Source organism: Nocardia sp. NPDC058480 (assembly GCF_042720495.1).
Lineage (GTDB): Bacteria > Actinomycetota > Actinomycetes > Mycobacteriales > Mycobacteriaceae > Nocardia.
In genome coordinates this window covers 365,462-389,922 of sequence record NZ_JBHXMN010000003.1, presented here as the reverse complement: position 1 = coordinate 389,922, position 24,461 = coordinate 365,462, and the positions used below count along the sequence as shown (strand labels likewise).

The 24,461-nt window shown below is 66.9% G+C and carries 23 protein-coding genes and 1 pseudogene; 12 read left to right on the top strand and 12 right to left on the bottom strand.

Annotated elements, in window-relative coordinates; all coding sequences use genetic code 11:
* Nucleotides 1-30 precede the first annotated feature (30 nt).
* Entirely contained in the window at nucleotides 31-2,403 is a 2,373-nt protein-coding gene (locus ACFWO8_RS10615) for a flippase-like domain-containing protein (protein WP_378947492.1), read from the bottom strand.
* A gap of 162 nt (nucleotides 2,404-2,565) precedes the next feature.
* Between ACFWO8_RS10615 and ACFWO8_RS10610 the strand changes: the two genes are divergently transcribed.
* A complete protein-coding gene (locus tag ACFWO8_RS10610; protein WP_378947489.1) occupies nucleotides 2,566-3,492 on the top strand; it encodes an NAD-dependent epimerase/dehydratase family protein in 927 nt (308 codons plus the stop codon).
* Between the two features lie 15 nt (nucleotides 3,493-3,507).
* Here ACFWO8_RS10610 and ACFWO8_RS10605 read toward each other — a convergent pair whose 3' ends face one another.
* The 4 genes from ACFWO8_RS10605 to ACFWO8_RS10590 form a co-directional block, all read right to left on the bottom strand.
* Nucleotides 3,508-4,449 carry an MBL fold metallo-hydrolase gene (locus tag ACFWO8_RS10605; protein ID WP_378947485.1) on the bottom strand — a complete coding sequence of 314 codons (942 nt, stop codon included), beginning with the start codon at nucleotides 4,447-4,449 and terminating at the stop codon, nucleotides 3,508-3,510.
* Nucleotides 4,450-4,540: 91 nt separating this feature from the next.
* Nucleotides 4,541-4,927, bottom strand: coding sequence for an RNA-binding S4 domain-containing protein (locus ACFWO8_RS10600; protein WP_378947482.1), 387 nt, complete (start codon nucleotides 4,925-4,927; stop codon nucleotides 4,541-4,543).
* A gap of 3 nt (nucleotides 4,928-4,930) precedes the next feature.
* Nucleotides 4,931-5,497 (bottom strand): C40 family peptidase, encoded by a 567-nt coding sequence (locus ACFWO8_RS10595; protein ID WP_378948202.1) that lies wholly within the window; start codon nucleotides 5,495-5,497, stop codon nucleotides 4,931-4,933.
* A 330-nt stretch (nucleotides 5,498-5,827) separates the two neighbouring features.
* Entirely contained in the window at nucleotides 5,828-6,079 is a 252-nt protein-coding gene (locus tag ACFWO8_RS10590; RefSeq protein ID WP_378947478.1) for a hypothetical protein, read from the bottom strand.
* A 109-nt stretch (nucleotides 6,080-6,188) separates the two neighbouring features.
* Between ACFWO8_RS10590 and ACFWO8_RS10585 the strand changes: the two genes are divergently transcribed.
* The 6 genes from ACFWO8_RS10585 (at nucleotide 6,189) to ACFWO8_RS10560 (ending at nucleotide 12,842) form a co-directional block, all read left to right on the top strand.
* On the top strand, nucleotides 6,189-7,370 hold the full coding sequence (locus tag ACFWO8_RS10585) for an AAA family ATPase (RefSeq protein WP_378947475.1): 1,182 nt from the start codon (nucleotides 6,189-6,191) through the stop codon (nucleotides 7,368-7,370).
* Nucleotides 7,371-7,628: 258 nt separating this feature from the next.
* Complete coding sequence (locus tag ACFWO8_RS10580; RefSeq protein WP_378947472.1) at nucleotides 7,629-8,579, top strand: alpha/beta fold hydrolase; 951 nt, start codon at nucleotides 7,629-7,631, stop codon at nucleotides 8,577-8,579.
* Between the two features lie 193 nt (nucleotides 8,580-8,772).
* Entirely contained in the window at nucleotides 8,773-9,063 is a 291-nt protein-coding gene (locus tag ACFWO8_RS10575) for a hypothetical protein (protein WP_378915991.1), read from the top strand.
* Nucleotides 9,064-9,300: 237 nt separating this feature from the next.
* Nucleotides 9,301-10,140, top strand: coding sequence for a hypothetical protein (locus ACFWO8_RS10570; RefSeq protein ID WP_378948197.1), 840 nt, complete (start codon nucleotides 9,301-9,303; stop codon nucleotides 10,138-10,140).
* A gap of 30 nt (nucleotides 10,141-10,170) precedes the next feature.
* Nucleotides 10,171-12,093: a fumarate reductase/succinate dehydrogenase flavoprotein subunit gene (locus tag ACFWO8_RS10565; RefSeq protein WP_378947469.1), complete on the top strand. Its 1,923-nt coding sequence runs from the start codon at nucleotides 10,171-10,173 to the stop codon at nucleotides 12,091-12,093.
* Between the two features lie 2 nt (nucleotides 12,094-12,095).
* Nucleotides 12,096-12,842, top strand: a complete 747-nt coding sequence (locus ACFWO8_RS10560) for a succinate dehydrogenase/fumarate reductase iron-sulfur subunit (protein WP_378947466.1) — start codon at nucleotides 12,096-12,098, stop codon at nucleotides 12,840-12,842.
* Between the two features lie 321 nt (nucleotides 12,843-13,163).
* Here ACFWO8_RS10560 and ACFWO8_RS10555 read toward each other — a convergent pair whose 3' ends face one another.
* From ACFWO8_RS10555 to ACFWO8_RS10545, 3 genes are read right to left on the bottom strand one after another with little or no spacing between them, the layout of a single operon-like run.
* Nucleotides 13,164-13,373 (bottom strand): DUF397 domain-containing protein, encoded by a 210-nt coding sequence (locus ACFWO8_RS10555; RefSeq protein WP_378947463.1) that lies wholly within the window; start codon nucleotides 13,371-13,373, stop codon nucleotides 13,164-13,166.
* Complete coding sequence (locus ACFWO8_RS10550; protein ID WP_378947460.1) at nucleotides 13,370-13,570, bottom strand: DUF397 domain-containing protein; 201 nt, start codon at nucleotides 13,568-13,570, stop codon at nucleotides 13,370-13,372. The genes ACFWO8_RS10555 and ACFWO8_RS10550 overlap by 4 nt, the downstream gene beginning before the upstream one ends.
* A complete protein-coding gene (locus tag ACFWO8_RS10545) occupies nucleotides 13,567-14,472 on the bottom strand; it encodes a helix-turn-helix domain-containing protein (RefSeq protein ID WP_378947457.1) in 906 nt (301 codons plus the stop codon). Before ACFWO8_RS10545 ends, ACFWO8_RS10550 begins: the two co-directional genes overlap by 4 nt.
* A 182-nt stretch (nucleotides 14,473-14,654) precedes the next feature.
* Between ACFWO8_RS10545 and ACFWO8_RS10540 the strand changes: the two genes are divergently transcribed.
* Nucleotides 14,655-14,861 (top strand): hypothetical protein, encoded by a 207-nt coding sequence (locus ACFWO8_RS10540; RefSeq protein WP_056824023.1) that lies wholly within the window; start codon nucleotides 14,655-14,657, stop codon nucleotides 14,859-14,861.
* 12 nt (nucleotides 14,862-14,873) lie between these two features.
* On the opposite strand, the gene ACFWO8_RS10535 is transcribed toward ACFWO8_RS10540, so the two are convergent.
* Nucleotides 14,874-15,821 carry a DNA-3-methyladenine glycosylase family protein gene (locus tag ACFWO8_RS10535; RefSeq protein ID WP_378947454.1) on the bottom strand — a complete coding sequence of 316 codons (948 nt, stop codon included), beginning with the start codon at nucleotides 15,819-15,821 and terminating at the stop codon, nucleotides 14,874-14,876.
* A gap of 27 nt (nucleotides 15,822-15,848) precedes the next feature.
* Nucleotides 15,849-18,746 (bottom strand): FAD-binding and (Fe-S)-binding domain-containing protein, encoded by a 2,898-nt coding sequence (locus ACFWO8_RS10530; RefSeq protein ID WP_378947451.1) that lies wholly within the window; start codon nucleotides 18,744-18,746, stop codon nucleotides 15,849-15,851.
* Between the two features lie 195 nt (nucleotides 18,747-18,941).
* On the opposite strand from ACFWO8_RS10530, the gene ACFWO8_RS10525 reads away from it, so the two are divergent.
* The 3 genes from ACFWO8_RS10525 to ACFWO8_RS10515 all read left to right on the top strand — a co-directional run bounded on the left by ACFWO8_RS10525 (nucleotide 18,942) and on the right by ACFWO8_RS10515 (nucleotide 21,586).
* Nucleotides 18,942-20,825 carry an ABC transporter ATP-binding protein gene (locus tag ACFWO8_RS10525; protein ID WP_378947448.1) on the top strand — a complete coding sequence of 628 codons (1,884 nt, stop codon included), beginning with the start codon at nucleotides 18,942-18,944 and terminating at the stop codon, nucleotides 20,823-20,825.
* A 99-nt stretch (nucleotides 20,826-20,924) separates the two neighbouring features.
* On the top strand, nucleotides 20,925-21,167 hold the full coding sequence (locus ACFWO8_RS10520) for an Arc family DNA-binding protein (protein ID WP_378947444.1): 243 nt from the start codon (nucleotides 20,925-20,927) through the stop codon (nucleotides 21,165-21,167).
* On the top strand, nucleotides 21,164-21,586 hold the full coding sequence (locus tag ACFWO8_RS10515) for a type II toxin-antitoxin system VapC family toxin (protein WP_378947440.1): 423 nt from the start codon (nucleotides 21,164-21,166) through the stop codon (nucleotides 21,584-21,586). Before ACFWO8_RS10520 ends, ACFWO8_RS10515 begins: the two co-directional genes overlap by 4 nt.
* Before the next feature lie 170 nt (nucleotides 21,587-21,756).
* Here the strand turns inward: ACFWO8_RS10515 and ACFWO8_RS10510 are convergent, their stop codons facing one another.
* Both ACFWO8_RS10510 and ACFWO8_RS10505 read right to left on the bottom strand, forming a co-directional pair.
* Nucleotides 21,757-22,752, bottom strand: a complete 996-nt coding sequence (locus ACFWO8_RS10510) for an acryloyl-CoA reductase (RefSeq protein ID WP_378947437.1) — start codon at nucleotides 22,750-22,752, stop codon at nucleotides 21,757-21,759.
* Nucleotides 22,753-22,859: 107 nt separating this feature from the next.
* Nucleotides 22,860-23,927 carry a DNA polymerase IV gene (locus ACFWO8_RS10505; protein WP_378947434.1) on the bottom strand — a complete coding sequence of 356 codons (1,068 nt, stop codon included), beginning with the start codon at nucleotides 23,925-23,927 and terminating at the stop codon, nucleotides 22,860-22,862.
* A gap of 104 nt (nucleotides 23,928-24,031) precedes the next feature.
* Here ACFWO8_RS10505 and ACFWO8_RS10500 point away from each other — a divergent pair.
* Nucleotides 24,032-24,439, top strand: a pseudogene (locus tag ACFWO8_RS10500) (PaaI family thioesterase); the annotation flags it as partial.
* Between the last annotated feature and the right edge of the window lie 22 nt (nucleotides 24,440-24,461).

The window sequence follows — 24,461 nt, the reverse complement described above, 5'->3', positions numbered from 1 at the left end:
GCGATCCGAGCGCGCCAGCGCTCCAACAATTCAGATCATGTCTTTCTTATCTAGCCAACGCATGACCGGCCAGCCTAAAGCGACTGGGATCCAACAGGTCAGCACTCGGTAGAGCAGTACCGCGGGGACCGCGATCTCGGCTGGAACGCCGAAGGCCGCGAGACCACCGATCAGCGCCGCCTCGACCGCGCCGACGCCACCGGGTGTCGGCGCGGCCGAGGCCAGCGTGCCGCCGATCATGGTGACGATGGTGACGGCCACGAAATCCGTGCCACCGCCGAAGGCTTCGACGGCCGTCCACAGCGCCAGCGCCTGCCCGAGGGTGATCGCGCCGCAGCCGCCGACGATGACCACGAATCGCCTCGGATCCTTCGCGAGGTCGGCGAGTTCGCCCAGCACTTCCTTGACCTGCGGGCGTATCGAGTGATTCACCCAGCGACGCAGCGTCGGCACGAACATGAACGCGCCGATCAACCCGACACCGACGCCCGCGATCAGGTACAGCACCGTCGCGTCGGGCACGATGTGGGCCAGGTTGCTCGATGTTCCGGCCACCACGCTGAACACCACGAGCAGCACCAGGTGGGTGAGCACCTGCATCGACTGCTGCATCGCCACCGCGGCCGTCGCGCGCAGCGTCGACATGCCCGCCTTCTGCAGGAACCGCACGCTCAGCGCCAACCCGCCGACGCCCGCGGGCGTGGTCGTCGCCACGAAGGTGTTGGCCAGCTGCTCCACGAGCAGATAGCGCAGTTTGATCAGCCCGTCCGCGCAAGCACCCAGCGCGGCGGCGGCGCCGACGTAGGTCAGCCCCGAGACGGCAAGACCCGCGAGCGCCCACCACCAGTTGAGCGTGCGCAACTGACTGAAGAACGTCGGAACCTGGCTGAAGAACGGATACGCCACATAGACCAGCGCCATGAGCAGGACGAGCTGGATGAGCTGGTTGCGCGTGAAGCGGGTGATCTGTTCGGACTGGATGCGGTCGTGGCCGGTTTGCCTGCGCACCTCCTCGTGGGCGGTGGCCATCACCTTGGTCCACTGCGGCACCGACTTCCGGATGCCGATCGACATGGCCGATTTCGTCAGGCGCCTGGCCGCGTAGGCGACCTTGTCCTCGCCGAGCGCCTCGATCGCCGCCGAGACCGCCTCATGTTTGCCGTAGAGCGAGGTCGTGGTCACCAGCAGCTGGGCGATATCGGTCTGGCACTGCGCCTGCGCCGTACCGAATTCGGCGGCGGCGAAACCGCCGAACAGGGTGTCGCCCTGGCTGACTCGCACGAAGTCGGGTTGCAGATCGCCGAGGCTGATCTGGTTCTCGTGCAGGCGAAGCAGCGAACGCCACACCCCGGGCAGTACCTGCGCGGACAATGTCGCGATCTGCGTACCGCGAGGCATGGTGTGCGCGTACAGCATCCAGCCGCGATTCAAGCCCGCCACCGCGACCTGATGACTGTCGGCCATCCGGAGGTCACCGATCGCGATGCCGAGCAGCGCCCGATGTTCCACCGCGCGGTGCATCGATCCGTGCAGCGGTGCGGTCTCGCTGGAGCGGAAGGTGATCCAGCGCCACACCTGCCGGATCGCGCCGAAGCTGCGCTGATTCTTGCCGTACAGCTCGACGACGATCTCGTCTTCTGGCCCGTCGACCTCGGTGGCCAGCAGCAGTGGTCCGCGCCCGGCAGGCCGGTCGACCCGGAAGGCTTTCACGGTGTATCCCCGCCCGGCCAGCACCCGGACCGCGGCGTCGAGGGGCACCTCGAGCGCGGGCGTACCGACCAGCCAGACGATCACCGCGCCGACCAGCCAGCCGACCGCCAAGCCGAGCATCGCCCGCGCGGGCACCACCGAGCTGACGAACAGGTGGATCGGCGCGAACATCAGCAACAGAAACCACATCCAGCGCCGTGGCCGCACCGGCAGCCACGGGCTCGACACGGTGAGCATGGCCGCGAGCATCGCGATCCAGCGTGGATCGTCGAGGAATTGCGACAGGAAGGTGTCGAAGCGGTCCGGGACCGGCAGGTGCCATTTCGGCGTGGAGATGCCGGCACCGGTGATCGACAGGGCGAGCGCGGCGAGCAGGCCCGCCGCCGCGTACCCGGCGAGCAGCTTCCACTGCGCGCGCAGCACGAGTTCGATGAGGATGGCGAACGGCAGTGCCAGGATGAGCATTCCGTAGATCAGGTAGACCATGGTCGACTGGTCCTGGCTGAGGAACCCGACGATATTGGCGACCGAGCGTTCCAGTGCCAGCCATTCCGGCCGGGTGATCAGCGAGCCCGCGACCACGACGGCAACGCCTATCCCCGCCAGCACTACCCGGACGATGTCACTGGTTCGCCGGATCAGCGGTTGCAGGAGTTTCCCCGTGACCGGGATCTCCCGACCGTCGACTCGCATGAGCCGCACGATACACACCGACACGCCGCAGACCCGCCGTGACATCACCCAATCAGCACGGTCGTTCCCGCATGGCGTGAAGCCGATCACAGGCCGTCACAAACACTGGCGATACCCCGTCCAGAGGGTAGGGAAACACCCACTCAGCCGGAAGGAACGATCATGCAGGTTCTGCTCGCAGGTGCCACCGGTGCCATCGGACGCCCGCTGATCCGCGCGTTGACCGCGAACGGACATACGGTGTCGGCGCTCGTCCGCGATCCGGGTGCCTTCCCGCTCGTGCGCGAGCTCGGCGCCACCCCGGTCACCGCCGATGTGCTCGACCGCGAGGGACTGCTGCGCGCTGTCGACGGTCTGCGCGCCGATGCCGTGATCCATCAGGCCACCGCCTTGCGCGATGCGAAGGTGCAGCGCCGGATTCCGGCCGACGATCCGACCGGGCTGCTGCGCACGGTCGGCACGGCCAACCTGCTCGACGCCGCGGCGGTGGTCGGTGCCGGTCGGTTCGTCACCCAGTCGCTGATCCTCGGCTACGGGTACCGCGATCACGGTGACCGGCTCGTCACCGAGCGCGATCGGTTCGGGGTGTACGACGGCGGGGTGGCCGACGAGGTGGTTCGCGCGTGCGTTTCCGGCGAGAGTCAAGTCTTCGACGCACCCGGTGTCGACGGAATCGCGTTGCGGTACGGACTCTTCTACGGTCCCGGTGCGTTCAGTGATCTGTTCGCGGACATGATGCGCGAGCACAGTCCGGTCGGGCCGTTGGGCGCCGGCGGAGTCAATACCTGGGTCCATGTCGATGACGCGGCCGCCGCGACCGTCGCCGCACTCGAACGCGGCGCACCCGGGCGCGCCTACAACATCGCCGACGACAACCCGATCACCTGGCGGGAGTTCTTCGCGGAGGTGTCCCGTAGCCAGCAGACCCCACGCCCGATCCGCTTGCCCGCGTGGATGATCCGACTGGCCGTCCCCTATATCGGCGCGCTCATGTCCGAGACCTCGATGCGAATCTCCAGCCGGCTCGCCCATGATGAATTGGATTGGCGGCCACGGTATTCCAGCGTCGCCGCCGGTCTCGCGGGCTGACGTTCCGGGCGGTGATCATGGTGCGGTTCGGGCAGTGACGGCGGCGCGGTCGTGGCCGGGGATCACTTCGATATCGGCGGGCAGGGCGTGCAGGCGGTGGATGGTTTCGAAGGCCCGGTCGCGGTCGGCGTCGAGTAGTTCGCCGAGCAGCGGCGCCTTTTCGCGGAGGAGGTCGATTTGCAGGGTGCTCCAGACCGCGTCGCCCGCGAGCAGGACGCGGGAGCCGTCGTCGACGGCGAGGAGGATGCCGACACTGCCGGGGGTGTGTCCGGCCAGGTCGACGATCAGGACGGAGCCGTCGCCGAACAGGTCGTGGCTGCGGGCGAAGGTGAGGACCGGCGGGCCGTCGAGTTCGTAGAGGTCGAAGGCGCGGCCGCGCAGTGGTCCGCGGGCGACGCCGAGCGGTGCGTGCGAACCGGCCATCGCCCAGCTGTATTCGGCGGCGGGCACCCGGATCGGGATCAGGCCGGGCAGCTCGTACAGCCCGGCGACGTGGTCCCAGTGCAGGTGCGTCGGGAGCACGAAGTCGATGTCGTTGCCGGTGAGGTCGTGCGCGGCCAGCACTTCGCTCAGACCCCGCACCGGACTGTCGGGACCCACCAGCAGCGGCACCGGAAACGGCAACTCGGGCAGTACCCGCTCGTGCACGCCCGCGCAGATCGCGGGGTCGACCAGGAAGGTGGCGTCCGGGTGGCGGATGAGGAACGTCGACATGGTGAGCTCCGTCGACCGCAGCGTCCACACCCCCTCGGCGACGATCGTCGTCGGCGCGGACAGCTCGGCCTGCGCCAGCGCGGTCAGACCAACGGTGTTACGCGCGGGAGGAACGGGAGCGACCGCTAGCCCGTCCAGAAATGCGGTATCGGCACCGCGTGGCCAGAGCAGCCGCGGCCCCGTGGCGACGGCAGCAACACAGCAGGCGAGAACAGTCGATAACATCGTCGTGCGCTCACCCATACGTGCCACCGTAGGCGATCGCCCACACCCCGACCACCGGACCAGGTCGAGCCGCCGCCGTTCGCGGCTAACGCCCGACAACATCCGAGGTCTAGTCGGTGCGGCCCATCAGCCGATCTGTTTCGCGCCGTTCGCGTTTCGTGGGGCGACCGGCACCCCGCTCACGCTGGGGCAGCGTGGCCAACACTTCCTTCGGAGGCGGCGGCGGGCTGCGATCGATCAGGCACTGGGCGGCCACCGGCGGGCCGACTCGCTTGTGAATGATTCGCTCGACGACGACGATGCGCTCGAGACCGGCATGGCGGACCCTGATCTCGTCACCGGGGCGGACGGTCAGCGCCGGTTTCGCGGTGACCCCATTAACGCGAACATGCCCGGCGCGACAAGCGACTGCCGCGGCCGAGCGTGTTTTGAATAGGCGCACCGCCCAGATCCACGCATCGACGCGGGCCTGGGTTTCGGAGCGCTGGGGGGTCACCCCTTAGACAATACGGCGAGCCGTGACGACGTCGTCGGCGCTGAGGTGGGTGTAGGACACCGGGGTGCCCGACTGCACGGCGTTGAGAAGCTGACCGTTGCCCGCGTAGATACCGACGTGGCCACCACCGTTGGTGATGACGATGTCACCGGCCTGGAGGTTGTCGAAGGAAACGGGAGCGCCGACATGCGACTGCTCGAAGCTGGTACGCGGCAGTTCGACACCGGCCTGGCGGTATGCCCACTGCACGAGACCGGAGCAGTCGAAGCTCGCCGGGCCAGCGGCACCCCAGTTGTACTGTGCGCCCAGCTTGCCGCGAGCGGCATCGAGGGCGATGTTGCCCGCGGACTGCTGCTGCGGCTGGGAGAACGGGTTGTCGAAGTTCACGCTCGGGAGCTGCGGTGCGGCCTGGCCCTGAGGGGCGACCATCGCCTGCAGCTGCTTCTCGACCTGCTGTGCCGGCTGCTCGAGCTCTGGCGGCAGATCGAAGTTACCGAGACCGGGGATGTTGATCGTGGCGGCCTGCGAAATCGCGGGCATCGCACCGGTTGTAGCGGCCACCGCACCCATGACGAGGGCACCCTTGACGGAATTCGGCAGTCGAGAATCCCGCTGCAAGCTGTGTTTACCCACCGAGACGAGTCTCCGATCTTGCTACTCTCCCGCCGCTTCGACGCGAATCGCTTGGCGATCACGACTATTCGGCGGTGACCCAATGGCGCCGCTTCTCTGACGAACCGACAGACTCCACTAAGTCACGAGAAGATTACGGCCTGTGATGAGCGCTGTCCAGCGAAGCACGCAAGTTGTTTTCTTCCGACCGGAAAAGCCCAGAACAGGGGCCATGACACCGGCGTGTCGGTGCGGGTAACGATTTCATCGTCGCGGTCGCACGGTGCGTTACCGATCGCGCAGCGCGCGCTCGAGTTGGTCGATGCGCGTTCGGGCGTCGGCCAGGTCGATCTCGAGCCTGCCCAGCATGATCAGCACCGGCCCCATCGCCAGGGCGGCGACCGTCTGCGGGTCCAGGTCGTCGAAGCCCGCGTCGAGCGTGGCCAGCAGGTCACGCCGGATCGTGTCGGCTAGGTGCGCGCCCTGCGGCAGCGGCCAGCTCGCGACGATCTCCGCGGTGGTCTGAGGTTGCTCGAACATCGGGCTCCATTCCGGCTTCGACAGCAATTCTCGGTTTCGCTAGCAGTATCTAGGACACAGCCGAGAGTTACCGAGATTCTCCAACGCACACGCGCTACGGTTATCCGGCATGGACCCCGTGCGCAATCCGTATGCACCCGGCGCCGGCCAGCGTCCGCCCGAATTGGCCGGGCGCGATAAACAACTCGCGGCGTTCGACATCGTCCTCGAGCGCATCGCCCGCGGCAGGCCGGAGCGCAGCGTGATGCTCACGGGCCTGCGCGGTGTCGGAAAGACCGTGCTGCTCAATCAACTTCGCTCCGCCGCCATCTCGCGCGGCTGGGGCACCGGCAAGATCGAGGCGCGGCCCGACCAGGATCTGCGCAGGCCGCTGTCCTCGGCGCTGCATATGGCGGTGCGCGCGATCGCGATGTCGGCCCGCAATTCCGAACAGGTCGACGATTTCCTCGGCATTCTCAAGGCCTTCGCCCTGCGCGCCACCGCGGACAAGGGCATGCGCGAACGGTGGCAGCCCGGCATCGACGTGCCCGCGGTGACCGGCCGCGCCGACTCGGGCGATATCGAGATCGATCTGATCGAGCTGTTCAAAGAGGCCGCGGCCCTTGCCTCCGACATCGGTGTCGGCATTGCCATCTTCATCGACGAAATGCAAGACCTCGGCCCCGCCGACGTGTCCGCGATCTGCGGCGCCTGTCACGAATTGAGTCAGGACGGCGCCCCGCTGATCGTCGTCGGCGCGGGCTTACCTCATCTGCCCGCGGTGCTCTCGGCCTCGAAAAGCTACTCCGAGCGACTGTTCAGTTATCACCGTATCGATCGACTTGACCGCGAGTCGGCCGACCTGGCACTGATCGCCCCCGCCGAACGCGAGGACGTGAAGTTCACCGAAACCGCGCTCGATTCGCTCTACCAAAGAGCCGACGGCTACCCGTATTTCGTACAGGCCTACGGCAAGGCCGCCTGGGATCAGGCACCCGAGAGCCCGATCACCGCCGAAGACGTCGCGGTGGCCTCCCCCGCGGCCGAAGAGGAACTGGCGGTCGGCTTCTTCGGCTCCCGCTACGAACGCGCGACCCCCGCCGAACGCGAGTACATGCGCGCCATGGCCGACCTGGCCGGCGACGATGCCCCGGTCGCCACGTCGGCGGTGGCCGCCGAGCTCGGCCGCAAACCCGCCTCGGTCTCCCCCGCGCGCGACGGCCTGATCAAGAAGGGCCTGATCTACTCGGCCGAACGCGGCACGATCGGCTTCACCGTCCCCCACTTCGGCCGCTACCTCCGGAGCGTATGAGCGTATTCAGGTTTCTAGGACATCACCTAGAGAGTCGAAGAAAGTCAGGTCGACGCACCATTCGGCAGCAATCTACAAATTTCTAGTACGAGCGCTAGATAGACGAAGATTTTCCTGGGTAACGGTGCGGGCCTGCCCGGGATCGTTTGCGCATCGGGTGGATAACGCGAGGGTTGACCGGTTAACACGCTGGAAACCTTCTCCGAAAAGCCCAGCAGGACGCTTCAGGTGCGTCCCGCCGGACCGGAGGAGGCCGCAATGTCGAAGACCTTCCCTTTCACCGACACCGATGGTCACCGCTACACCGTCGTCGCCGATGACGGTGTGCCGATCGCGGTGCGCAGCTTCGGCGCCACCGATGCGGCCCTGACCGTCGTTTTCGTCCACGGCCACTGCCTGCACACCGAATCCTGGTCATTCCTGCGCGAGCACCTGCTGCGCGACTGGGACGCCGGCACCCGCATGGTCTTCTACGACCACCGCGGCCACGGCGAATCCGGGCACGCCCACCACGCCACCTACACGATCGACCAGCTCGCCACCGATCTCGACGCGGTGCTGCGCGCGGTCGCACCGACCGGGCCCGTAGTGCTGGTCGGTCACTCGATGGGCGCGATGGTGGTGCTCGCCTACGCCCGCCACTATCCGGCGGCCATCGGTCACCGGGTCGCCGGGATCGGCCTGATCGCGGGCGCCGCCGGCGGTATCACCGAGGTCGGCCTCGGCCGACTCCTCAACCGGCACGCGGTGGCCTCGCTGCAGCGCGCCGTCGTGCACGCACCCCGGGTGATGCAGGCCTCGAAGCGTTTCTCCCGCTGGATCTTCGGACCGCTGATCCGCGAGGCGAGCACGGGCACCCGGCGGATGAATCCGCGCGTGACGGCCATCGCCACCGCGGTGCTCAACGAGACCGCGCTGCTGACCATGTCCGGCTTCCTGAGCTCGCTGCTCGACTTCGACGAGGCGAACACGCTCGCCCGCTTCGGCGACCTGCCCGCTCTCGTACTGGCGGGCTCGGCCGATCTCATGGTGCCGTTCGCGCACTCGGTGGTGCTGGCTTCACAGCTGGCGGGTGCGGAGCTGGTGCGGATCGAGGGCGCGGGTCACAGCGTCATCCTCGAACGCGCGGAGGAGGTCGCCGACTCGATCACCGCGCTGGTCGACCGGGCGAGGACCGGCGTCCGCGCCCGCTACGCCGTCGCGGGGTGAGCCCCAACAGCTACCGGACGGCAATTCAGCGGTCTCCCGCAACTTCGGGCGTAAACCGAAAAGATCCGTTATTGTGGTGGAGATCACGTTGTGTGGTGAGTCACATGGCTCGGTGCAGTGCGGCCCGGGGACTTTTCGGGCGTACCCGTGATCCGGCGAGTCGGTATGCCCGCCATATACACAGGAGGTAACGATGACACGCAGCGATATCGCGGAACTGCGCTACGCGGTCGGCCAACTCCGGCAATCGATCGGTGCACTGCGCTCCAACTACGGCGACGCGGCCACCATCCGTCGCCTGGAGAACGACCTCGAGCGGCTCGTCATCGACGCCGAGGATTTCGAGCAGGCACCACCGCCGGAACTCGCCATCCCCCGTAGGTCGGAGCCGATCTACGTTCCCGACAGCAAGTCCGACGAAGCAGCATGGATGGGCGCCCAGGACGAAGGCCTCGGCTTCCACTCCCGGCCGAGAACAAAGTAGAACCTGATCACCGGCGCGGCGGCCCTGCCAACAGGGTCGCCGCGCCGACCCATGCGCCACCTACGTCAGCGTCACAGACGTCATCGCTGTGATCGAGATCACCGGCGTGCGCGGGGACCGAGTGCGTGAGACCCACGGCGAGCGGCGCGAACACAGGCGTATGGTGCTCCACATCACAATCCATCGCGGTGGGTAATGATCACCGCCGCAGACCCGAAGATCAGCGAGGCATCCACCGTGAGTGCCGCACCGACCGCCTCCCCCGCTTCACACTCCGCGGGCACCGGCGTCTTCAGCAAAACGCGTGCCCGTATTTCCGCGCGCACCCTTCGCACCGACCGCTGGTGGCTACCGCCGCTGTTCACCGCGCTCGGACTATTCGCGTTCGTCGTCTACGCGACGATCAGATCCTTTGTCCGGACGGCCTATTGGGTGCCCGAGTTCCACTATCTGACCCCGTTCTACTCGCCGTGTCTGAGCGACTCGTGCGTACCGGGATCGGCGCATTTCGGTACCCCGTTCCCCGAGCTGCCGATGTGGATCCCACTGGGCTTCGTGGTGCTGCCGTTCCTGCTCGGCTTCCGGCTGACCTGCTACTACTACCGCAAGGCCTACTACCGCTCGGTGTGGTTCTCCCCGCCCGCCTGCGCGGTGGCCGAGCCGCACGCGCGCTACAGCGGTGAGTCGCGGCTGCCGTTGATCATCCAGAACGCGCACCGCTACTTCTTCTACGTCGCGCTGGTGGTCACGTTGATCAACACCTACGACGCGATCACCGCATTCCACGGCAGCAGTGGTGGTTTCGGCTTCGGTCTGGGCAATATCGTCCTGCTCGTCAACGTGATCGGGCTCTGGGCCTACACCCTGTCGTGTCACTCGTGCAGGCACATCGCGGGCGGGCGGCTCAAGAACTTCTCCGCCCACCCGGTGCGGTACTGGTACTGGACCCAGATCTCCAAGCTCAACACCCGCCACATGGCGCTGGCCTGGACCACCCTCGGCACCCTCGTGCTCACCGACTTCTACGTGATGTTGGTTGCGAGCCACACCATTTCGGACCTGCGGTTCGTCAACTGAGCCGCGACAACGCGAGGAGCTTGAATTTCAATGCCAGACGTGGAACGGCACGACTACGACGTCGTGGTGATCGGAGCGGGCGGCGCGGGTCTGCGAGCCGTGATCGAGGCACGCGAACAAGGGCTTTCGGTGGCGGTGGTGTGTAAGTCGTTGTTCGGCAAGGCACACACCGTGATGGCCGAGGGTGGTTGCGCGGCGTCGATGGGCAATGCCAACGAGAAGGACAACTGGCAGACGCACTTCAAAGACACCATGCGCGGGGGCAAGTTCCTCAACAACTGGCGCATGGCCGAACTCCATGCCCAGGAGGCACCCGATCGGGTGTGGGAGCTGGAAACCTATGGGGCGCTGTTCGATCGAACCGCCGATGGGCGAATCAGCCAGCGCAACTTCGGCGGCCACACCTATCCTCGGCTCGCGCACGTCGGCGACCGGACCGGCCTCGAACTGATCCGCACGATGCAGCAGAAGATCGTCTCGTTGCAGCAGGAGGACTACGCGGCGACCGGCGACTACGAGGCCAGGATCAAGGTCTTCGCCGAATGCACGATCACCGAATTGCTCACCGACGCAGGGGCGATCGCCGGTGCGTTCGGCTATTGGCGTGAATCCGGTGGTCTCGTGCTGTTCAAGGCACCCGCGATCGTGTTGGCCACCGGCGGAATCGGCAAGTCCTACACGGTGACCTCGAACTCATGGGAGTACACCGGCGACGGTCACGCGCTGGCCCTTCGCTCCGGCGCGACGCTGATCAATATGGAGTTCCTCCAGTTCCATCCCACCGGCATGGTCTGGCCGCCGAGCGTGAAGGGCATCCTCGTCACCGAGGGTGTGCGCGGCGACGGCGGCGTGCTGAAGAACTCCGAGGGCAAGCGGTTCATGTTCGACTACATCCCGCCGGTGTTCAAGGGCCAGTATGCCGAGACCGAGGAAGAAGCCGATCAGTGGTTGCGCGACAACGATTCCGCGCGCCGCACCCCTGACCTACTCCCCCGCGACGAGGTCGCCAGGGCGATCAACGAAGAGGTGAAGGCGGGCCGCGGCACCGAGCACGGCGGCGTCTATCTCGACATCGCCTCCCGGATGCCCGCCGACGAGATCGTGCGCAGGCTGCCGTCGATGCACCATCAGTTCAAGGAACTGGCCGATGTCGACATCACGGCCGAACCGATGGAAGTCGGCCCCACCTGCCACTACGTGATGGGCGGGATCGAGGTGAACCCCGATTCCGGCGCCGCGGTCGTACCCGGATTGTTCGCTGCCGGTGAGTGTTCCGGTGGCATGCACGGCTCGAACCGGCTCGGCGGCAACTCGCTGTCGGATCTGCTGGTGTTCGGCCGCAGGGCCGGGCTCGGCGCATCGGCGTACGTCCAGCAGCTGACCGACAAACCGACACCGTCCGAGACCGATATCGCGGCGGCGACGAAAATCGCACTGGCCCCGTTCGATTCACCCGCAGACGGCCCCGGCGAGAATCCGTACACCCTGCACTCCGAACTCCAGCAGACGATGAACGACCTGGTCGGCATCATCCGCAAGGAACACGAGGTACGCGCGGCGATCGACAAACTCACCGAGCTGCGCGCCCGCTACGCCAACGTGGCAGTGCAGGGCAAACGACCGTTCAACCCCGGCTGGCACCTGGCCCTCGACCTGGCCAACATGCTGATCGTCAGCGAATGCGTTGCCAAGGCAGCGCTGTTGCGCACCGAGAGCCGCGGCGGCCACACCCGCGACGATCACCCCGGCATGAACCCGGACTGGCGCAACACGCTGCTGGTCTGCGCCGTCGATCCGGCGTCGGAAGCCCAGATCCCCGACGTGACCGTCACCCCGGCCGATCAGACGCCGATGCGCGATGACCTACTCGCCCTGTTCGAACTGAGCGAGCTCGAAAAGTACTACACCGAGCAAGAATTGGCTGCGCACCCGGCAGCCGAGGGAAAGGCGTAACCATGGGATACGACGCCCGGTTCCGGGTCTGGCGCGGAGACATCGACGACGGCGGCCTCGAGGACTACACGGTGGCGGTGAACGAGGGCGAAGTGGTGCTCGACATCATCCATCGCCTCCAAGCCACCCAGACCCCCGACCTCGCCGTGCGCTGGAATTGCAAAGCGGGCAAGTGCGGTTCGTGTTCGGCGGAGGTGAACGGCCGCCCGCGCCTGCTGTGCATGACGCGCATGTCCACGTTCACGCCGGAGGAGGTCATCACCGTCACCCCGATGCGGACCTTCCCGATCATCAAGGATCTGGTCACCGACGTCTCGTTCAACTACGAGAAGGCCAGGGAGATACCGTCATTCGCGCCGCCGGCCGGTCTCGCGCCGGGCGACTACCGGATGAAGCAGGTCGACGTGGAGCGCTCGCAGGAGTTCCGCAAGTGCATCGAGTGCTTCCTGTGCCAGGACACCTGCCATGTGGTGCGCGATCACGAGGAGAACAAGCCGGCCTTCGCGGGCCCGCGCTACCTGATGCGCATCGCGGAGTTGGAGATGCACCCACTCGACACTCGCGATCGACGCGAAATGGCCCAGGAGGAAGCAGGTTTGGGCTATTGCAATATCACCAAGTGCTGCACCGATGTGTGCCCCGAACACATCAAGATCACCGACAACGCGTTGATTCCACTGAAAGAACGGGTGGTGGATCGTCGATATGACCCGATTGTCTGGCTCGGGAATAAATTGTTCAGGCGGTAGGAACTGATGACGCTGCGGGGTGCGAAACCCCGCAGCGTCTGCTGCCTACAAGACAGCTACAGTCCCCACAGCGACTAATCCGACCAGTAATCCGATGAACAGCGCCGACAGCAAAGAGCTGGTGAGTACGTAGATTCCGATCGCCGATACCGCGAACAGCAGTATCACGATCAGGCGTTCCACCCCGTCCTCAGGCGCTAGCCTCCGGTACCGGGGTGGCATTTTCTTCAACCCTCGGTCCATATACCTGGGCTACCCGACCCGGCTCCGCATCAAACCTCGGTCTATGCCGAATATCTATCGTTCTGTGATCTAGCGTGATCAAGGACGGTCGAACTCGCCGTCGTGCACGCCCGCGGTGAAGGCCGTCCATTCACTCGGGGTGAAGATCAGCACCGGACCCTCGGGATTCCTGCTGTCGCGCAGGGCAACGTACCCCTCGGGCAGCATGGCGACCTCCACGCTGCCGTCGGTGGTGCCCGCCCGCAGCCAGGTGGCATCGGTGGTGTCGATGTCGCGCTTGGTGTTCACGCGAACGCGCCGTTGTCGATGCCGCGGGTGAAGTCGTCCCAGCTCGCGCCGTCGAAGACCAGGGCGGGACCGGCGGGATTCTTGCTGTCGCGCACCCCTACGTGCCCGCCGAACAGGAAAGCAACTTCGACGCAATCCTTGCCCGCACCACTGCGTGTGCTCTTGAACCAGTGTGCGTCGACGAGATCGAAACTCATGCCACATACTCCTTCGCGACCTGCCGCAACAGGTCTCTACTCGGTGGGATATCCAGCGCATGACGCTGGAGGCATTCGTGAGCCTGGTCGTACCTTCGAACATCTGCGTGTCGTTCCAGGTAGAGGTCGCCGGTAAAGCCTTCGGCGTACACCACCGGTGGTTCGATCGGTTTCCCCTTGCTGTCGGTGCCGAACTCGAGAACCGTGAAAGGTCCGGTACAGACCCCGAGCGGAACACCGGCGGCAAACGGCAGGATGCGCAGTGACACGTTACTTCGAGTACTCGCGTCGGCAAGGTGTCGCAGCTGCGCAGCCATCACCTTTGCATCACCGACGACGGTACGCAATACCGATTCGTGCAGAACCACATCGATCTCGGCGGGCGAATGCTTGCGGGTGATCAAGGCCTGGCGTTGCAGCCGCAGCGCGACGCGGCGATCGAGCTCGTCGACCGAATCCTTGGGAAAGCCCAAATGATTCAGTGCCCGTGCGTATTCCGCGGTCTGCAGCAGACCGGGAACCAGCGCGGACTGATAGGCACGCAACCGATGCGCCGATGCCTCCAAACCCACATAGATATCGAAGTTTTCGGGAATCAGATCCCCGTAGGCGTGCCACCAGCTCTTGACAGCGGCCTGCTGCGCGAGACCGGCGAGACCGTCGGCGAGATCGTCGGGAATGCCGTAGATCCGGCACAGTTCGTGGATGTCGATGGTCCGGATGCGGTCGGCTTGGCCCTTCTCCAGTCGCTGGAGGGTGCTGGCGCCCCACTCCATCAGCCGGGCCGCCTCGGCGATGGTGAGCCCGGCCTGGGTGCGCCAGTCACGCAGGTAGCGGCCGAGCTGGCGGCGCGGCAGGGTCGAGGAGGCACCCGCGTGCCCGTACGTTCCGTTCGATGCCACAGCCCCGCTCCTTCTGTGTCGCACACCGCCACCCGCTCCAAGCCCCGCAGCGGCGGTAGAATTCGTCCACTGTGGGGAATCCTGCACTCCCCCTTGGATGTCGTGCTGGGAATTCGAGGTAAATCTATCCGATCGCGCGTGTACTCACCGTTAGCCGGGTGTTAGCGTGCTCTGCTTGGTTCATGCAATTGAGCGAAGTGAACATGCGCGTCGCCACAGCACTGCTGAGTTGCTCCACCGACCCGGGCCCGATGGAGCCCGAACAAGCCCATGCCGCAATGCAATTGCACCTCGACTGCACGGTCGAAGAGTGCCGGGTACGCCGACGGGCGCGCAACACCCTCGTCGAAGCGGGCCGCTGCGTACTGGACGCGCGCGCCACGCGGTAGGGCAGGCGCGCCTCAGTGGTGGCGATGATCGGTGATCGGGTCGCGCGGGCCGAACTTCGGTTTGCGCGCCTGCCCGCTGAGTCCGAGCAGGCGCACCGCGCGGTAGCGGTGGGGTTGTAGCGGTCGCAGGTATTCGATCATCGCGTCGTCGTCGATCGGGTGGCCGAGCAGGCTCCAGCCGACGACGGCGGCGAGGTGGTAGTCGCCGACCGAGAGGGCATCGGCGTCGCCGAAGGCGCGTTGCGCGGTCTCGGCCACCGTCCACACCCCGATGCCGGGCAGGCTGCGCAAACGTCGCGCGGCCTCGATCGGGTCGAGGGTGGCGGTGCGTTCGATCGAGTCGGCGACTCTGGCGGCGCGCACGATGGTCTGCGCGCGCTGCGGGCCGACATTGGCACGGTGGTATTTCCACGACGGGATCAGCCGCCAGGTGTCGGCGTCCGGTGCCACCATCAGGCCCGTCGGGGCCGGGCCAGGGGCCTTCGTCCCGAATTCGCGGACCAGGGTGCGCCACGCCGCGAACGAGGACTTCGTGTGCACCTTCTGTTCGAGGATGGCCGGGATCAGCGACTCCATCACCAGGCCGGTTCTCAGCATGCGCAGGCCGGGGACCGTGCGATGGGCTTCGACCAGCTTGGGGTGTTCGGGGGCGAAGTCGTCGAGGTTTTCCTCGAGGCAGAGCATGCGGTCGAGACCGGCCAGGAACTCCTCGGCTCCCGGGCCCCAGGCGCGGGCGGTGGCGCCGTCGCGGCCGTCCTGGGTCAGGCGGTAGGTGACCGCACCGGTCGGCATGCGCGAGGCGTGCCAGTGGGCGCCGTCGGGGCCGACGTGGTGGCAGGGGTCGCCGCCGCCGCGGCGCAGTGGTGACACGGTGATGCCGACGTCGAAGGGCCTGCTCGACCGGACGGTTCTGGACAGCCCGGCCGAGGCCAGGTCCGGGTCCAGGGTCTGATCACGCACCCGACCATTGTGCGCCTGTGATCGGCGTCAACCGATAGCCGGTCCGGTCTGGCAATCGAGCAGGTACCTGGCCAGATGCAGGCCGGGGGTGCCGGCGAGCTGGTCGGCTTGGGTTCGGCAGGAGAAGCCGTCGGCCAGGAAGATCGCGTTCGGTGGGGCATTTCTCAGCGCCGGGAGTAGGGCGTTCTCGGCTACCGCGACCGAGACGTCGTAGTGGCCGCGCTGCATGCCGAAGTTGCCTGCCAGGCCGCAGCACCCTGCTAGTTCCTCGACGGTGACGCCCATCGCGGCCAGGATTCGGCGTTCGGCGTCGAAGCCGCCTACGGCGTGCTGATGGCAGTGCGGTTGGACGACGACGGTGTCCTGCGGGCGCGGGGGTGGCTGCCAGGTGGGGTGCTCGAGCAGGAACTCGGCGAGGGTACGAATCGAGGCGGCGACCTGGTGTGCCCGCGGGTCGTCGGGGAGTAGTTCGGGGAGGTCCGCGCGGAGGGTGGCGGTGCAGGAGGGTTCGAGGCCGATGATCAACCCGCCTGCTGCTACGTGCTCGGACAGTGCGTCGAGGGTGGCGCGCAGGCGGGTGCGGGCGCCGTCGAGTTGGCCGGTGCTGATCCAGGTGAGGCCGCAGCAGACGCGATCTTTCGGGATGCTGACCTGGTAGCCGAGCTGTTCGATCAGTTGGGTCGCGGCTATGGCATTTTCGGGGTCGAACGTGTCGGTGAAGGTGTCGATCCAGAGCATCACTTCACCTGCGCGCAGATCGTCGGCTGTCGCCGGTGTGCGGGCCGACCCCGTCTCGACAGGCGCGTCGGCTCCGTTGCGGCCCAGGACTTTCGATAGCTCCTCGGCACGTTCAGCACCGCCGAGCTCGGCCCAGATCCGGCGCAGCGGCTTCGGGGCGAGCCGCGGTGCCGCGCGCCTCGGGTCGATTCCGGCTAGTCGCATGCCTGTTCGACGGAGGCGGGGACGGGTGGCCAACGCGTTGGCAAGGCGGGGGAAGTGTTGGGCGATGGCGAGCCAGCGTGGGAGTCGGCCGAGGACATAGTGATCCAGGGGGCGTAGGCGGCCTTCGTAGCGGCGGTACAGCGCCTCGGATTTGTAGGTGGCCATGTCGACGCCAGCTGGGCAGTCGGAGGCGCAGGCCTTGCAGGACAGGCAGAGGTCGAGCGATTCTTCGACTGCTGGTGCGCGCCAGTCGAGTTCGCCGCGGACGACCTCCTGGAGCACTCTGGCACGGGCCCGCGTGGTGTCCTTCTCGTCGGCGGTGGCCAGATACGAGGGGCACATGAAGCCGCCGGAACCACGAGTGTCCGCGCGGCACTTGCCGATTCCTACACATCTGTGCACAGCTGTGGATAAATCGCCGGAGTCTGTGGACAGGGCGAAACCTCGTGACGGGACCGGCGCCAGTGCGGCTACTCGCAGGTCGGCGTCGACGGGGTTCGGGGCGACGAGGACGCCGGGGTTGAGGATGTTGCCGGGGTCGAACAGGGACTTGAAGCCCGCGAAGGCCGCACGCGCGGCCGGTGAGTACATGACTTCGAGCAGTTCGGATCTGGCGCGGCCGTCACCGTGTTCGCCCGACAACGATCCACCATGCCGCACAACGAGTTCGGCGGCGTCGAAGAGGAAGGTGCGGAATCGCTGGGGTGCGTCGGCGATCGGGAAGTCGAGGCGGACGTGGATGCAGCCGTCGCCGAGGTGCCCATACAGCAGCCCACTCACATCGTATTCGCTGGTGAGCGTGGCGAATTCGCGGAGATATGCCCCGAGATTCGCCGGTGGAACTGCGGCATCCTCCCAACCGGGCCACGCCGGTTTCCCGTCGGGGGTTCTCCCGGCCAGACCGGCGCCGTCGGCACGGATGCGCCAGAGTGCTGCTGTGACAACGGGATCGGTGACAATCCGGTGGTCATCGGCGTTGCTCACCGTGCACAGTCGCCGGGCCACGGCCAGCGCCTCGGCCGGGGTCGCTCCCGCGGTTTCGACGAACAGCCATCCGCGACCCCGCGGCAACTCTGGCACTGTCCCTCGGTGTGCGCGGACCACGTCGACGAGGCCGGCATCGATACCCTCCACCGCGATCGGCGCGCACCCGGCCACCGCCGCGATATCGTCTGCGGCCGAGGCGATATCGGGGTAGCCGAGCACCGTGAGCACGGTCGCGGCGGGCACCGGCGTGAGCGCGACCTCCGCTTCCAGGAGTAGTCCACAGGTACCTTCGGAGCCAACGAATGCCTTCGCGGCCGACGAACCACGTTCCGGCAGCAAGTGTTCCAGGCCGTAGCCGGATGCCTGACGATCGAACCGCCCCAGTTCGGTGCGCAGCACAGCCAGGTTCGCGGTGGTGAACTTCGCCAGGCCGGGCACCGCCGTCAGGTCGGCACCCAGCGTTCGCCGCGCCCCCGTGCCGTCGAGAATGCGCAGCTCACGCACGGTATCGGCGGTGCGCCCCCAGGCCAGCGCGTGCGGTCCGCACGCATTGTTGCCGATCATCCCGCCCAGCGTGCAGCGGTCCTGCGTCGACGGATCCGGCCCGAACCGCAACCCATGCGGCCGTAGCCGCCGTTGCAGATCCGACAGCACCACCCCCGGCTGCACAATCGCCGTTCGCGCCTCGACGTCCACCGCGCGCACCGCGTTCATGTGCCTGCTGAAATCCAGCACGATGCCGGGTCCGATGGCATTGCCCGCGACCGAGGTGCCAGCGCCGCGAGCGGTGATCGACAGCCCGTTCTCGCGCGCGAAGGTCACCGCGGCGGCGACGTCGTCATCGGCGCGCGCGAACACCACCATGGCGGGCCGGACGCGGTAGTTGGACGCGTCGGCGGAGTACTCGACGCGCCTGCGCACCGACGCGTCGACCGTGCAGCCGACCTGCCTGCGCAGTGCGTCCGCCAGCAGTTCCGCGCTCCGGTCGTCGTCCACGGAAACCAGCCTATTCGCGTCACCGAGCAGATCGCCTCAGCCGTCCGCGCGACTGCCGTTGGGTGTGATTCGGCGGCTGGTTTCGCTGTGCGCGTAAAGCGGGGTCAGCGGAAAGCATTTGCGATCAACCTTTGTTGAGGTTTTAGTGTCGGTGGGCAGGAGTTCAATGGGCTCCGAAGCCTTGAGGAGAGTGCAGTGAGTATCGAATCCGTGGCCTACAGCCAGATGTACCGGCGTGCGAACGCGCCGGAAGAGCAGCGCCCGTTCAGCACGGTGACAGCGCGGCGGATCCTGCGGTTCGCGCAGCATCATCGGCGCCGGATCGGCGGGTTCCTGATGCTCAGCGTGGTGGCCGCGGTGCTCGGGGTGGCTACCCCGGTGCTGGCGGGGCGCGTTGTCAACGGGATCGTCGAAGGTTCGGCGGCGCGGACCGTGGTGCTGCTCGCGCTCGCCATCGCCGGTCTCGCGGTGCTCGATGCCGCCCTCGGCATCGCCATTCGCTGGCTGTCGGCGCGGATCGGTGAGGGTCTGATCCTGGATCTGCGCACCGCCGTGTTCGATCACGTCCAGAAGATGCCGGTCGCGTTCTTCACCCGCACCAGGACAGGTGCACTGGTGAGTCGGCTCAACAGCGATGTGATCGGCGCGCAGCGCGCGTTCAGCGACACCCTCTCCGGCGTGATCACCAACCTCGTCACCCTGCTGCTCACGCTCGCCGTGATGCTCAGCATCTCCTGGCAGATCACCCTGCTCGCCCTCGTACTGCTGCCGGTGTTCGTCATCCCGGCCCAGCGAGCAGGCAACAAGCTCGCCGCCATGCAGCGCGAAGCCGCCCAGCTCAATGCCGCCATGAGCACCCAGATGACCGAGCGCTTCTCCGCGCCGGGCGCCACCCTGGTGAAGCTGTTCGGCAGGCCGAAGCAGGAGTCGTCGGAGTTCGCGGTGCGCGCCACCCGCGTGCGTGACATCGGCGTGCGTACCGCCATGCTGCAGACCACCTTCGTCACCTCGCTCACCTTGGTCTCCGCGCTCGCGCTCGCCTTGGTCTACGGCCTCGGCGGCTGGTACGCGCTGCGGGGCAGTCTCGACGCGGGCTCGGTGGTCGCGCTCTCGCTGCTGCTCACCCGCCTGTACACCCCGCTCACCGCGCTGGCCAGCGCCCGCCTGGAGATCATGTCGGCGCTGGTGAGTTTCGAGCGCGTCTTCGAGGTGCTCGACCTGAAGCCGCTGATCGAGGACGCGCCGCACGCCACCCCGGTGCCCGACGGCCCGGTCGCGGTGGAACTGGACGCGGTGAACTTCGGTTACCCGTCGGCCGACAAGGTCTCGCTCGCCTCGCTGGAAGACGTCGCGACCTTGGACCGCCGTGGCGGCGTCGAGGTGCTGCACGAGGTATCGCTACGCGCCGAACCCGGCCAGCTCATCGCCTTGGTCGGCTCCTCAGGTGCGGGCAAATCCACTATCGCCCAGCTGGTTTCACGTCTCTACGATGTCGACTCCGGCGCGGTCCGTCTCAACGGCTCCGACGTGCGCGACCTGACCACCGAATCCATCCAGCGCACCGTCGGCCTGGTCACCCAGGACGGCCACCTGTTCCACGACACCATCCGCGCGAACCTCCTGCTGGCCCGGCCGGAGGCCACCGAGGAACAACTGTGGGACGCCCTCGGCCGTGCCCGCCTCGGCGACCTGGTCGACTCGCTCTCCGACGGTCTGGACACCGTCGTCGGCGAACGCGGCTACCGCCTCTCCGGCGGCGAACGCCAACGCCTCACCATCGCCCGCCTGCTCCTCAAGCAACCACGGGTGGTCATCCTCGACGAGGCGACCGCCTCGCTCGACTCCACCTCCGAAGCCGCCGTCCAGGAGGCCCTCACCGAAGCCCTGACCGGCCGCACCGCCCTGGTCATCGCACACCGTCTCTCCACGATTCGCGCCGCCGACCAAATCCTGGTCCTCGAAGACGGCCGCATCATCGAGCGCGGCACCCACGCCACCCTCCTCAACGCCGACGGCCGCTACGCCGAGCTCTACCGAACCCAGTTCGCCGACGACCCGGTGGTCCCGGCGGTCGTATGAACAAAGAACCTGGTCAAGCCGCTTCCCAACTGCTAGCATTGCTGTCATTGCTAGCAGTTGGGGAACTGATTCGGGGGGTGCGTTATGGAGGTTTCGACCGTGGCAACAGTGACCGTGCGGGGATTGGACGACGAACTACACGCCAGACTTCGCTTGCGTGCGGCCCACAACGGCCGCTCGATGGAGGCCGAGGTGCGGGCGATTCTGCAGGAGCAACTCGCCGAACCGGACGAATACGGGTGGGGGAGTCGGATCCACGCACGATTCGCCGACATCGGCGGCGCGGAACTCGATATTCCGCCACGTACCGACCATCCGCGAGCGGTCGAGTTCGGCGAATGATCGTCCTCGACACCAACGTCCTGTCGGAACTGGCACGTCCGAAACCAGAACCCAGGGTTCTCGCCTGGCTTGATCGGCTCCGAGCGAGCGAGATCGCAACCACTGCTGTCACCGCCGCGGAAATGTGGGTAGGCGTCAGCCTGCTGCCCGACGGACGCCGCAAAACCGAGCTGGCCGTCCTGGTCGACGAAATCCTCAACCAGGACCTGCGAGCGCGGGTCCACCCCTTCGACCTACCCGCAGCAGCTCGCTACGCCCACATCGCGTCGACCTGCCACCGAGCCGGCCGCCCCATCGGCTTGGCCGACGGTCAGATCGCCGCGATCTGCTTAGCCCGCGGCGCTACCCTGGCCACCCGCAATACCAAGGATTTCCTCGATACCGGGGTCGACCTCATCGATCCGTGGGAACAGAGCTAGCCGCTGCATCCGCGGACTACTTTTCCTGTTCGGGGCCCTTCCTGTCGAAGTAGGTCGTTCTCGGCGCGCCTCCGCCGATGGACTGACCGAAGGGTGCGACGAAGGAGTGCCCGTAGGGAGGGAAGAGGCGGAGTTAAGCGCCGAGAACCGCGGCGCCAGCCGCAAAAAACTCAGAACTCGTTGGCTATGCCGATCACGGTGCGGCCGGAGTGGGTGCCGGCCTTGATGGACTGTAGGACGGTGCCGACCTCGGTGATCGGGGTGAAGGACTCGATGGTCGAGAGGTGTTGTGGGCGAAGCTCTTTGCCCAGGGAGGTCCACAGGGAGCGGCGCTTCTCGATCGGGAGCTGGACCGAGTCGATGCCGAGCAGGCTGACGCCGCGCAGGATGAACGGGAGCACGGTGGTGGGGAGTTCGGCGCCGCCGGTGAGGCCGCTCGCCGCTACCGCGCCGCCGTAGCCGATGGCGCTGAGGACGTGGGCCAGCGAGGCGCCGCCGACGCTGTCGACCGCGGACGCCCAGTTCGCCTTGTTGAGCGGGCGGGGCTTGGCGTCGGGGTCGAGGGGGAGCCGGCCGATGACCTCGTTGGCGCCGAGTTCGGCGAGCAGGTCGCTCGCGTCGGTTTTGCCGGTGGAGGCGATGACCTCGAAGCCGAGGCCGGAGAGGATGTCGATGGCGACGGTACCGACACCACCGGTCGCGCCGGTGACCAGAACGGCGCCGTCGTCGGGGGTCAGGCCGTGATCGAGCAGGGCCCGCACGCTCATCGCGGCAGTGAAGCCCGCGGTGCCGATGGTGGCGGCGTCACGGGTGTCGAGGCCATCGAGCTTCACCACCCATTCAGCGGGCACCCTGGTGTATTCGGCGAAGCCACCGTTGCGGGAAACACCCAGGTCGTAACCGTGCGCAATGACCTGATCGCCGGGGGCGAAGTCATCGGAATCCGAGAAGACCACCTCGCCGGTGAGGTCGATACCGGGCACGATGGGATAGTTGCGCACCACCCCACCGCGCGGCGTAATCGCCAGCAGGTCTTTGTAATTCGCGCTCGAATAGTGGACCTTGATCGTCACGTCGCCGGTACCGAGGAAATCATCCCCCACCGTTTCGCGGGCGAGAACGATCCCGCCGTCAGCTTCCCGGGCCACCATCGCTGAGAACTCCATGCCCTGAGCATACGAGCCACCCCGGCCACGACAACCCAGACACAGACAGCCGTCCACGTGCCCGCAGGTCATCGCACCAGAAGCTGCCGCAACCCGAAACCGGGTGATCAAGTGTCCAGTAGCTCCAGGCGGACGCCGAGGAGGCGGACCGGGCGGTCGAGCTCGAAGCGGGCGATGATCGCGAGGGCGGTGTCGACGATGGTGGTGATGTCGTCGGTGGGGGTGGGGAGTTTTTGCTGTTTGCTGCGGGTGTAGAAGGTTTTGGTGCGGACGGTGACCGAGACTCGGGTGCTGATGCGGTGGTGGTCGCGCATTTCCTCGGCGACCTCGGTGGCGATGCGGGCGACCTCGCGGTGGATTTCTTCGGGGTCGGTGAGGTCGTGGGGGAAGGTTTCGGATTTGCTGCGGCCCACCGGGATTCGTGGGGTGGTCGAGAGTTCGGTGTCGCCTTTGCCGTGGCCGAGAACCCACAGGTAGGGGCCGGTGTTCGGGCCGAATTCGGCGGCCAGGCGCTGGCGATCGGCGGACATGAGGTCGGCGATCGTGGTGATGTCGAGGTCGGCCAGGCGTTTGGCGATGCGGGCTCCGACGCCCCAGAGCGCGTCGGTGGGGCGGTGGCCCATGAGTTCGGTCCAGTTGGCGGCGGTCAGTTCGAAAATCCCAGCGGCCGCGCCCTCGTCGTGTTCGGGTTCGGCGGAGGTCTTGCCGGTGGACTTGGCGAAACCGGTGGCGAGTTTCGCGGTGAGCTTGTTGTCGCCGATGCCGACCGCACAGGTGAGCCCGAGTTCGCTGATGGCGGTACGGATTTCGGCGGCGAGTGGCCACGGATCGGCATCGGTGGCGACGAAGGCCTCGTCCATCCCCCAGACCTCGACCGCACCCGCCACCCGGCCCAGTGTCGCCATGATCTCCTCGGAGGCCACCTCGTAGGCGGCCATGTCGACCGGCAGGAAAACGCCCTCCGGACACTTGCGCTGCGCCATCTTCAACGCCATCCCCGCATGCACACCGAAGGCCCTCGCGGGATAAGAAGCACAGGTCACGACCTTGCGAGGCTGTTCGGGATCGCCTTCTCCGCCGACGATAACCGGCTGACCGCGCAGCTCAGGGCGACGCCGGAATTCCACCGCCGCCTGGAATTGGTCGAGATCGACATGCAGGAGCCACCGAGGCACTGTTCCGTCATACCGCATGGCACCGACAATCCGGCGTAACCGGGCGTGGCAATATCCGTAGCGCGCCAACCGATCACGACTGAGCTCGAAGAACGGAACACCCGATGCCGACCGAAGCCACCACCCTCGACCTCGACCTGGCGCGCCAGGTGCTCGCCGCGCAGCCTTTCGCCCGTCTGGTCGGCACCGAGCTCACCGAATTCGGTGATGGCGCAGCCACTCTCGTCATCGATATCCAGCCGGAACACGGCCAGCAGTTCGGCTTCGTGCACGGCGGGGTGCTGGCCTACGCCGCCGACAACGCCCTCACCTTCGCCGCGGGCACAGTCCTCGGCCCCAACGTCCTCACCGGCGGCTTCACCATCACCTACCTGCGCCCCGCCCAGGGCGAGCGCCTGCGCGTGCACGCCACCGTCCTCGGCGCCACCCGCCGCCAGGCCGTCACCCACTGCGACGTCTACGCCGAAACCGAGGGCGAGGAACCCATCCTCTGCGCGGTCGCCCAGGGCACCACCCGCCGCGTCGAAAAGGACC